Here is a 10,604-nt window from a genome sequence, read left to right as displayed (position 1 = left end):
TCCCGACCGGCGGCGACATGGAAATGGTCATGCAGATGACCAGCACCCACACCGGTCCGTGCAAGACGGCGACCACGACCTAAGTCATACATCTTCGATGAAAAATGATCGGGGCGTCGGTGGAAACCGGCGCCCCTTTCGTATACGCAGCGAAAGAGGGGGTCGTGAACATGCCTGGCTATATCACCATGGGAGCCGATGATCCGGGGCGCCTGAAGGTCGACGCGCCGCTTGCGCCACCGTCCGGCTTCGGCGGCAACTGGCTCTTTCGTATCGGCGCGCCCTGAACTTGAGCAGCTGGCTCGACCGCCGCGCCACTCCGCTGCTGCTCGGCCTTGCCGCCGGGCTGATTGCGGTTGCGGCCGGATGGCTGGCGGGTGGCGACGCGGCCGAACGGGCGGGGCTCGCTGCGCGCTGGACGGCGCGGGCGGGTTTGCCGCTGTTCCTGGTCGCCTTCCTCGCCTCGACGCTGGTGCACCGCTGGCCCTCGCCGATATCGCGTGCGCTCCTCCGCCGGCGACGCCAATGGGGATTGGGCTTCGCGCTCGCGCATACGATCCATCTCGTCGCGCTCGGCATCAATGTGATCGTCTATGCGCCGGGAAGGACGTGGCAGTCGCTGATCGGCGGCGGGCTCGCCTATGTCATCATCTATCTGATGGCGCTGACCTCGACCGACGGGTGGCAGCGGCGGCTCGGCCTGTGGTGGCGACGCCTCCACCTGTTCGGCATCCACTATATCTGGTTCATCTTCACCGCGAGTTACGCCGGGCGCGCCTTTGGCGCCGATCCGGACAAGCGGGCCGTCGGCATATTGTTCGGATCGATCATGGTCGCGGCGCTCGCGCTGCGGCTGTGGCCAGGGCGTCGCGTCGCCGGATGATGGAGGAAGGTCGACTTGCCGGGCGACAGAACAGGTGGGGCTGTCGGGCCGCCCGGCGAAGTCTTGAAATGAAGCCTGAGGGGGATCGAAAGGTGCCAGGGACCAGCTCGCACCATTCGCCTTTTGGCTCCACACCGCGCTATCCGGAGGGACAGCGCGACATGGAAAGAATGCCACAGTTTCGGGCACGCGGCAGTTACAAGGGGTCACATTCGATGATGTTGCCATTTGATAACCAATCCTTAACCGGCTTTCGCCTTTTTCCTTGCGGATTGGCGCGAAGATTTTCTTCTGATATGACCCAAGGTTTCCTTGTTACCGTTACGTCAAAGTAACAATGGGTGGCCGCGCTGGCCGATTGGCGTATCTAGCGCACCGCCCGTCGGGCGCATTTGAGGGTGGCATGGACCAGGCGAAAGCGAACGAGACACAGGATCCCGGCGAGGTCGACCGGATCATCGCGGAGGAACTCGGGAAACTGCTCGATTCCCCGATGTTCACGCGCTCGCCGGTCCTGTCGCGCCTGCTGCAATTCCTTGTCGAACATCGACTTCGTGGCGGGCGCAGTTCGCCGAAGGCCTATGCGATCGCGACCGAGGCGCTCGGCCGAAGCGAGGATTTCGACCCCGCCGTCGACAGCTATCCGCGCGTCATGGTCGGGCGATTGCGGACCCTGCTCGATCGTTATTATGCCGATACGCCGTGGGTCCATCGGTTGCGCGTGCCGCAGGGCAGCTACGAAGTCGTCGTGCAATATCGCTCGGCGCCGCCATCGTCGCGGCCGGCGGACGAACCCGAAGGCGATGGTGACGTCAAGGCATCCGGCCAGCCCGCGGGCGCCGCTCGTCCGCCTGCGGGGGGCGGATTGTCCCCGCGGCGTCGGCAGGGACCGCATTTCGGCCGCTGGGTCGTCGTGCTCGCCCTGCTTGCGCTTGCGCTCTTTACCCTGTGGACGCTTCGGGGGGAGGCGGACCGGCTGTTCGTCGGCGACCCTGCGCCCGTTCCGCTGCTCGAGGTCAGCCCGCCGGCGGCGGGCAATATGCCGCAATCGCGCGCGCTTGCGCGCGCGCTCGACGGAAAGCTGCGCGACGGACTGCGCCGCTTCGATCTGATCGACCTTTTAAGCTCGAAGGCACCCGGCACCAGCACGGCACGCACCGGCGACTACCGGCTCGATACCTCGATCGTCCGGACCGTCGAGGGGGCCGCCGACGTCACGCTCGTGCTCAACCGGGTCGCCGACCAGCGCGCGATCTGGTCGCAGCAACTGCGCCTCACCAGCGACGAGACCCCCGAGTTCACCGCGATCGAGCCGCTGATCGCGCAGCTCGCGGGCGATTATGGCGTGATCGTACGCGATCAGGTCCAGCGCCAGCCCGACAATTTCTCTCCCGGCTATCCATGCCTTGCGCAGTTCAACCGCATGCGTCAGATGCGCAACGCGGCGAGTGCAAGCCAGGTCGGCGCCTGCCTTCGGGCGACGATCAAGGCGAACCCGCGCGACCCCGTCGCGCTCGCCGCGCTGTCGCTCGTGCGCTATGGCGACTGGCAACCGCAGCGCCTGACGGCCGCGGGCCGCGAAGCGCTGACCGAAGCCCGCGCGTTCGCGCAGAGCGCATACGACAACAGTCCGAATTCCTCGGCGGGCCTGTTCGCAATGGCGCGCGCCAATTTCTATGCGGGCAATTGCGCCGGCGGCAGCGCGATGGGCGATGCCGCCCTCGCGCTGAACACCTATGATCCCGATGTGTCCGGTTTCCTCGGTCTGTTCAAGCTGACCTGCGGACAGGGGGCGGAGGGCGAGGCGCTGCTCCGCCGGTCGCTGCAGCTCGATTCGTCCTACCCCGGCGTTCCGGCGGTCACACTGGCCTTCGTCCTGTCGCAGCGCGGCGAGCATGACGAGGCGTGGCGGATCCTCGAACATATGCCGTCGCCCAGCAATATGGAGCCGCAATATATGATGGTGCGCGCGATCGTGCTCGCGCGGCAGGGGCATGTGGCAGAGGCGCGCGCGCAATGGCAGCGGCTGCTCGCCTACACGCGCCAGCCGGCCGGCGCGACGCCCGAACGCGTGCTTGGGCGCTTCATGATCACGCCGGTGGTGATCCAGCGCGCGTCGGATGCGCTGCGCGAATCGGGCGTCGTCGCCGCCGAAGCGACGGCGCGGTAGCCGCGGCTTGACCGCGCGCGGCACGCCGCGCAGGGTGGCGCGATGTTCTCTGCGCTCGCCCTGCTGACCCTCGCCGCATCGCCGCCGCCCGCGGCGGTCGCAGTGCATTTCGATCGCGATGGAAAGGTCGAAACGCGCGTCGCCGCCGGGCTTGCCGATCGCGCGGATGGAAGGGCGATCGGGCCCGACGATCCGGTGCGCATCGCCTCGGTTTCGAAGCTCGTCGTGGCGCTGGGCGTCCTGCGCCTCGTCGAGGCCGGACGCCTCGACCTCGACCGCGATGTGTCGGATTATCTCGGCTGGCGGCTTCGCCATCCGGCTTGGCCCGATCGGCCGATCAGCCTCGCGCAACTGCTCGGCCATCGGTCGGGGCTGAATGACGACACCGATTATGCGCTGCCGCTCGACGCCGATCTCGAAACCGCGCTGCGCAATCCAGCCGCCTGGGACGGGGCACGCGCGCCCGGCGGCGATTTCGCCTATGCCAATTTCAACTATCCTGTGGTCGCGGCCGCGATCGAGGGGGCGACCGGCGAGCGTTTCGACCAGGCGATGGCCCGGCTGGTCTTCCGGCCACTTGGCCTCGACGCCTGTTTCAACTGGCCGACGTGCAGCGACGCTGCGGTGACGCGCGCCGTCGTGCTGTACGGCGCCGACGGTAATGTGGTGCGCGACGATCTGAAGGGCGTGCGCCCGGCCTGCCCCGTCGTTCCGGCGACTGACGGCAGTTGCGATGTCGCCGCGTACCGGCTCGGCCGGCATGGCGCCGGGTTCAGCCCGCAGGGCGGCCTCCGCATCTCTGCCAACGGCCTTGCGCGCATCGGCGTCATGTTGCTGCGTCGGGGCGAAAGCTTTCTCAAGCCCGAAAGCCTTGCGCGGCTTGAAGCGATGGCGCCCGTCCGCCCGACGAGCGGCGAGGGCACCGGCGGCTTTTTCTGCGAATATGGCATAGCTATGCACAGCACGGGTGGGCCGGCGCTCGCGGATCCGGCCTGCCGCGACGACCTGTTCGGCGACGCGCGTCTGCGCCTCGGCCATTCGGGCGATGCCTATGGATTGCGCTCCGGGCTGTGGTTCGACCTTGAAGGCGGCGAGGGCATTGCCTATTTCGTGACCCAGGTGCCGGAGGGGCAGAAAGGGACACGGTCGGCTTATAGCGCTGCGGAGGAAAGGCTGGTCGATGCGGCGCTTCGCCGATCGGCCGATGCCAGCCCTCTTGCCAGCCCCGCCCACGGGCACTAGGGCAATTTTCAACATTCACGACATAGTCAGAAAAAGGAACTGTGCATGAGCGATTCGGCCGAAAAGGTTAAAAAGATCGTTGTCGAACATCTGGGCGTCGAAGCCGACAAGGTCACCGAAGAAGCGAGCTTCATCGACGATCTGGGCGCCGACAGCCTCGATATCGTCGAGCTGGTGATGGCGTTCGAAGAAGAATTCGGCGTCGAAATCCCCGACGATGCGGCGGAAAAGATCGCCACCGTCAAGGACGCGATCGACTATATCGAAGCGAACAAGGGCTGATTTGGCCCGGTCCGGCGCAGCCGGACGCGGCGGCGACGCCGCCCACGCGTTTCCGGCTTCCCGGTTCCGAGCGTTCGCGCGCAGGTGCCGGGAAGCTTTTTTTATGGATATGCGTCTTCTGAAATGACGCGGCGCCCTGCGGGGGCAGGGGCCGATGAAAGGAACGACTATGCGCCGGGTTGTGGTGACGGGTTTGGGTTTGGTGACGCCGCTGGGCGCCGATGTGGAAACCACATGGGCCAATCTGATCGCGGGCAAGTCCGGCGCGGGCACGATCACCCATTTCGATGCGTCGGATCAGAAATGCACGATCGCGTGCGAGGTCAAGGGTCCCGACCATGAATATGGTTTCGACCCGTCGAAGCGCGTCGATCACAAGGTCCAGCGCCAGGTCGACCCTTTCATCATCTTCGGCATCGACGCGGCGGGCCAGGCGCTCGAGGATGCCGGCCTGACCGAGATGACCGAGGAGCAGAAAGTGCGCGCCGGCTGTTCGATCGGTTCGGGCATCGGTGGCCTGCCAGGCATCGAGAGCGAAAGCCTGCTGCTCGCCGAAAAGGGCCCCGGCCGCGTTTCTCCGCACTTCGTCCACGGCCGCCTGATCAACCTGATCTCGGGGCAGGTCAGCATCAAATATGGCCTCAAGGGCCCGAACCACGCTGTCGTCACCGCCTGCTCGACCGGCGCCCATTCGATCGGCGACGCTGCACGGATGATCCGCGACGACGACGCCGACATCATGCTCGCCGGCGGCGCCGAGGCGACGATCTGTCCGATCGGCATCGCCGGCTTCGCGCAGGCGCGCGCGCTCAACATGAGCTACAACGACCGTCCCGAACAGGCGAGCCGCCCCTATGACAAGGACCGCGACGGCTTTGTGATGGGCGAGGGCGCGGGCGTCGTCGTGCTCGAGGAATATGAGCATGCCAAGGCGCGCGGCGCGAAAATCTACGCCGAAGTCGTTGGTTACGGCCTGTCGGGCGATGCGTACCACGTCACCGCGCCCGATCCCGAAATGGACGGCGCGTACCGCTCGATGGCGGCGGCGCTCAAGAAGGCGGGCATGACCCCCGCCGACATCGACTATATCAACGCGCACGGCACGTCGACGATGGCCGACACGATCGAACTCGGCGCGGTGAAGCGCCTGTTCGGCAACGAAATCGCCAATGTCTCGATGAGCTCGACCAAGTCGGCCATCGGCCACCTGCTCGGCGGCGCCGGCGCGGTCGAGACAATCTTCTGTATCCTCGCGATCCGCGACCAGATCGTCCCGCCGACGCTCAACCTCGACAATCCCGACGAAGGCACCGAAGGCGCCGACCTCGTCCCGAAGGTCGCGAAGAAGCGCGAGGTCAAGGCCGCGCTCAACAACAGCTTCGGTTTCGGCGGCACCAACGCCAGCCTGATCGTCAAGGCGGTCGACTGATACGCGCCCCGTCATTGCGGGGAGCGTGGCGTCGAAGCAATCTCCGGCCATCCGGGTGGCGGCAGGATGATGACTGGAAATGGCTTCCCCCTGCGATCGCCGGGGCCGCGCGATGGCGATGTGGAAACCTCTTTCCTACATTGCGCCGCCATGCTCTAGCAGCAGGGGGTTCGGCGAAGCTTCGCCTAAAGCCACAAAGGACACAAAAAGGCGCTGCGCATGCGGGTCTTTTGTGGCTTTAGGCAGAGAATTCGACTGACGGGAGAGATTGGTGCATCCGTTCCGCTGGCTGACGATCGCGATCCTGGCCTTGCTTCTCGCCGGCTGCTCGGGCGGCGCGCCGAAGGATGCCGAGGTTGTGATCCCGCAGGGTGCGAGCATCGCGAAGGCGGGACAGATTCTCGAAGAGGCCGGGCTCGTGTCGGCGTCGAGCTTCCGCAACGAGGCGCGCTTCTTCGGTTCGGACGATCCGATCAAACCCGGCGAATACAGGATCGAAAAGGGGATGGATGCCGGCGACATCCTCACCCTCTTCCAGTCGGGCAAGACGATCCAGCGGATGGTCATGATCCCGGAAGGCATGCCCTCGATCATGGTGTGGGAACGGCTGATGGCCGAAAAGCGGCTGAAGGGCGAGATTCCGGTCCCGGCCGAGGGCAGCATATTGCCCGACAGCTATGCCTTCACGACGGGCGAAAGCCGCGCCGCCGTCGTGAAGCGGATGCAGGCGGCGATGGACAAGGCGTTCGACGAACTGTGGGCAAAGCGCACCCCGCGTACCGCGGTCAGGGACCGCAATCAGGCGATGACGCTGGCGTCGATCGTCGAGAAGGAAACCGGCGTCGCAGACGAGCGCCGCACCGTCGCGGGCGTCTATACCAACCGTCTCGCCGTCGGCATGCGGCTCCAGGCCGACCCGACGATCATCTACCCGATCACCAGGGGCAAGCCGCTCGGTCGGCGCATTCTGCGCTCCGAAATCCAGGCCGTGAACGGCTACAACACCTATGCGATGGCGGGGCTGCCGCAGGGGCCGATCGCGAACCCTGGCAAGGCGTCTATCGCCGCCGTGCTCAATCCCGAAGCGAACGACTATCTCTTCTTCGTCGCCAGGGGCGATGGCGGTCATGTCTTCGCGCGCACCCTCGCCGATCACAACGCCAATGTGCAGAAATGGTACCAGCTTCGGCGCGACCGTGGGGAGATGGAATAACGATCCTCGCCGACCGCCGGAATGACAGAGGGGGCACGAAATGATGACGGCCAAGCTTTTTATCCACGGCGTCCCCGACAGTCCCGCCATCTGGCGTCCGCTGCTGGCCGCACTCGGCCTGGGCGATACGCCGGTTGCGGTCCCGGCACTGCCCGGTTTCACCGGACCGCTCCCCGCCGGCTTCGCCGCGACCAAGGAAGCCTATGCCGACTGGGCGGTGGCCGAGGCCGAGACCTTGTTCGCGGTGCACGGCCCGATCGACATCGTCGGCCACGACTGGGGGGCGCTGATCGCGCAGCGCGTCGCGATGCTGCGCCCCGATCTGATCCGCAGCTGGGCGATCTCGAACGCGGTGATCGAGCCCGAATATCGCGGACACCGGATCGCGCGAATCTGGAACACGCCCTTGCTCGGCGAAATCTTCATGGCGCTGAGCAAGGCCGACAGGCTCGCCGACGGGCTCGCGACGCAGGGCATGCCCGCCGACATCGCTCGCGAAGAGGCCGAACAGTGGCGGAACAAGGACAAGCGCCGCGCGATCCTGACCCTCTATCGCTCCGCCAGGGGTTTGAGCTTCGCGCATGACTGGGCGCGCGACATCGGACGGCTGCCCGCAAACGGGACGCTGATATGGGGCGAAGGCGACCCTTATGTCGAACTGGCGGTCGCGCAGCGTTATGCCGCGAACACGGACACGCCACTGGTGGTGATTGGCGGCGCGGGGCATTGGGCGATCGCCGAGCGGCCCGCCGAGGTGGCGGCGGCGCTCCGCGACTTCTGGAGCCGGTTGTAATTACAGGGTTTTGTGACTGATCGGTCAGACCGATCATTCTGAGCCGATTAATCGATTGGATCGCCCGGCCGATTCCCGGCAAAGAGGGGCTATCGAGAAAGGGTGTCCCGTGGACGACGGCAAACCTCCCCCGAAATTGCCCCGTCCATCCCTTCTCGCATCAGCCGGCCCGGGCTTCCCCCCTCCCTACCGGACCGCTGGCGCCGTGCCCATCATCGTGACCGCGACGATGGGTGCGGCGGACCAGCGCTATTTCGACGCCCTGCGCGCCGCGCATTTCCCGCCCGATCGCAACCATCTGAAAGCGCATATCACGCTGTTCCACCAGCTGCCGCCGTCGTCCCTCGACGAGCTTGAGCGGCTGGTCCGCCGCATCGCCGCCGACACGCCGCCGCCCGCCGCGCATTTGCGCGAGGCCTTTTCGCTGGGGCAGGGGACCGCCTTCCGGGTCGAGAGCGCCGATCTGCTCGCCATCCGCGCCCGCATCGCCGATCATTTCGCGGGCATGCTGAGCGCGCAGGACCGGGGGACGCCGCGGCTGCACATCACCGTCCAGAACAAGGTCGCGCCGCGCGAGGCGAAGGCGTTGCTGGCCGAACTCGCCGCGGACTTTCAGGCACGCGCGTTGAAAATAGACGGGCTGGCGGCGCATCATTATCTCGGCGGGTCGTGGCAGCCCGCTTTCGCACGCAATTTTCGCGGCGTGCGCGCATGATGTTGACCCGGCGCGAAGGCCTGCCTATAGGCGCTGCTCGCCCGACGTGGCGGCCTTTCGGGGCGGAGTAGCTCAGCAGGTTAGAGCAGCGGAATCATAATCCGCGTGTCGGGGGTTCGAGTCCCTCCTCCGCTACCAACCCGGATTGTCCACCAGTGACCCACTGAGGCCACTGGCAGACATTTTTCGAGGAAAATCAAATATTTTTCGCGTCCCGTTGCGTACGCCGGCGTCCCGGTGCGACCGGCTGCGGCCACCCACGGCGATTTGGATTGGGGGTATTTTGGGGGTATTTTTCGGCTGTCCCCAAAACAGGCGATACCCCCAGATGGCTTTGAAAGAACTTGAGGTCAAATACGCCACCAAGCGGCAGCGCCCCTACAAGCTGTCCGATGGAGAAGGCCTGCACCTGCTCGTCCAGCCGAACGGATCGAAGCTCTGGCGCCTGAAATACCGCTTCGACGGCAAGGAAAAACTGCTGAGCTTCGGCAAATATCCGACCGTCACGCTGGCGATCGCCCGCGAGAAGCGGACCGAAGCCAAGCGGCTGCTCGATCAGGGTGAGGACCCCGCCGAGGCCAGGAAGCGGGCGAAGAAGCAGAGGGCCGCGCTCAAGCTGTTCGAAGAGATTGCGCGGGCCTGGCACGCCAATCGTATTGAAGGGCTGGACTCGGCCCATGCCCTGCGCGTCATCAACCGGATGGAGCGCGACGTCTTTCCGGTCATCGGGAAGCGTCCGATCACGGAAATCGACCCGCCCGAGATTCTCGAGATGATCCGCGCGGTCGAAGCGCGCGGCGCCCTCGATATCGCCCGTCGCCTCAAGCAGAACGTCAGCCAGATCTATCGCTTCGCGATCGCGAGCGGCTGGGCGACCATCGATCCGACGCTCGGCCTCAACGATGCGCTCAAGCCCAAGCCGCCCGTCAGGCACATGGCGCGCGTGCCGCTCGCGGAGTTTCCGAAGCTGGTGCGAGCGATCTTCGCCTATGACGGCGAGGACACGCCGCGCCGCCGCGAGATCACCCGTGACGCGCTGCTGTTCACCTTGCTCACATGGGTCCGAACCAGCGAAACCCGCTTCGCGGCCAGGGACGAGTTCGAGGATCTCTATGGACCGAACCCGCTATGGCGTCTGTCGCCGGAGCGCATGAAGATGGAACGTGAGCATCTTGTTCCGCTGTCCCGCCAGGCCGCAATGATCGTTCAGCGCCGCTTGCAGGCGACGAACGATGCGTTCCTCTTTCCCGGAGCCAAGCCTGGAAAGTCTATTTCCGAGAACACCATGATCTATGCCTGTTATCGGATGGGGTATCTCCATCGGCAGACGGTACATGGGTTTAGGGGGCTCGGCTCGACCTGGGCGAACGAAGCCGAACGCTACAAGCCGGATTGGATCGAGATGGCGCTCGCTCACGAGGACGAGGATGAGGTGCGCGGCGCTTACAACAGTGCGCTCTATCTCACACCGCGAAGGCGGATGCTCCAAGACTGGGCCGACGTGATCGACGCGGCAACCGCAGTGTCGAATGTCGAGAAGAATCCTATCGAGTTCTCACAATTCATGCGCTGTTCCGCTCCCATCCAGCACCTGCCACCAAGCGACCAGAGACAGCCGTATTGGCAACGCCCCCTTCGGGCGGCTTCGCGATGAGCCTCAAAAGTCAGAACCGCCGATTTAGAGGCGCGGTTTTCTGCCATAGTTGTTAGAAATATCAGCTACTTAGATGCATCCGCGAATAGTAGAATGAACTCCAAGAAACCGTATCTCACTACATCTCATCATAGCTGATTCCCCTTGCAACTCGACAAGGGAAACCGCCGGGACCGCCAATTACGCCGATACATCGTCTGGAAGGGCTCGATTGGGGCGAGCA

Annotated in this window: 10 protein-coding genes and 1 tRNA gene; all 11 read left to right on the top strand. The window is 65.2% G+C overall.

Features of this window, described 5'->3' with window-relative positions:
- Nucleotides 1-164 precede the first annotated feature (164 nt).
- The 11 genes from JHC57_RS03770 (at nucleotide 165) to JHC57_RS03720 (ending at nucleotide 10,381) form a co-directional block, all read left to right on the top strand.
- On the top strand, nucleotides 165-287 hold the full coding sequence (locus JHC57_RS03770; protein ID WP_294028708.1) for a hypothetical protein: 123 nt from the start codon (nucleotides 165-167) through the stop codon (nucleotides 285-287).
- Nucleotides 288-289: 2 nt separating this feature from the next.
- The gene (locus JHC57_RS03765; protein ID WP_294028707.1) at nucleotides 290-883 is read left to right on the top strand and encodes a hypothetical protein; all 594 of its coding nucleotides are present in this window, start codon (nucleotides 290-292) and stop codon (nucleotides 881-883) included.
- Nucleotides 884-1,286: 403 nt separating this feature from the next.
- The gene (locus JHC57_RS03760) at nucleotides 1,287-3,053 is read left to right on the top strand and encodes a tetratricopeptide repeat protein (protein WP_294028706.1); all 1,767 of its coding nucleotides are present in this window, start codon (nucleotides 1,287-1,289) and stop codon (nucleotides 3,051-3,053) included.
- A 42-nt stretch (nucleotides 3,054-3,095) separates the two neighbouring features.
- Nucleotides 3,096-4,295 (top strand): serine hydrolase, encoded by a 1,200-nt coding sequence (locus tag JHC57_RS03755; protein WP_294028705.1) that lies wholly within the window; start codon nucleotides 3,096-3,098, stop codon nucleotides 4,293-4,295.
- A gap of 45 nt (nucleotides 4,296-4,340) precedes the next feature.
- Nucleotides 4,341-4,577: an acyl carrier protein gene (locus JHC57_RS03750; protein WP_003039428.1), complete on the top strand. Its 237-nt coding sequence runs from the start codon at nucleotides 4,341-4,343 to the stop codon at nucleotides 4,575-4,577.
- A 169-nt stretch (nucleotides 4,578-4,746) separates the two neighbouring features.
- A complete protein-coding gene (gene fabF / locus JHC57_RS03745) occupies nucleotides 4,747-6,006 on the top strand; it encodes a beta-ketoacyl-ACP synthase II (protein WP_294028704.1) in 1,260 nt (419 codons plus the stop codon).
- 271 nt (nucleotides 6,007-6,277) lie between these two features.
- Complete coding sequence (mltG, locus tag JHC57_RS03740; RefSeq protein WP_294028703.1) at nucleotides 6,278-7,219, top strand: endolytic transglycosylase MltG; 942 nt, start codon at nucleotides 6,278-6,280, stop codon at nucleotides 7,217-7,219.
- A gap of 40 nt (nucleotides 7,220-7,259) precedes the next feature.
- Nucleotides 7,260-8,012 carry an alpha/beta hydrolase gene (locus JHC57_RS03735; RefSeq protein WP_294028702.1) on the top strand — a complete coding sequence of 251 codons (753 nt, stop codon included), beginning with the start codon at nucleotides 7,260-7,262 and terminating at the stop codon, nucleotides 8,010-8,012.
- Nucleotides 8,013-8,241: 229 nt separating this feature from the next.
- Nucleotides 8,242-8,727, top strand: a complete 486-nt coding sequence (locus JHC57_RS03730) for a 2'-5' RNA ligase family protein (protein WP_294028709.1) — start codon at nucleotides 8,242-8,244, stop codon at nucleotides 8,725-8,727.
- Nucleotides 8,728-8,788: 61 nt separating this feature from the next.
- Nucleotides 8,789-8,865 (top strand) — tRNA-Met (locus JHC57_RS03725).
- Between the two features lie 190 nt (nucleotides 8,866-9,055).
- The gene (locus JHC57_RS03720; protein WP_081095415.1) at nucleotides 9,056-10,381 is read left to right on the top strand and encodes an integrase arm-type DNA-binding domain-containing protein; all 1,326 of its coding nucleotides are present in this window, start codon (nucleotides 9,056-9,058) and stop codon (nucleotides 10,379-10,381) included.
- Nucleotides 10,382-10,604: the final 223 nt, after the last annotated feature.

Origin of the sequence: Sphingopyxis sp. (assembly GCF_016463645.1) — a bacterium.
GTDB lineage: Bacteria > Pseudomonadota > Alphaproteobacteria > Sphingomonadales > Sphingomonadaceae > Sphingopyxis.
Note: the sequence above shows the minus strand (reverse complement) of the source record. Positions and strands in the feature narration are given on the sequence as shown.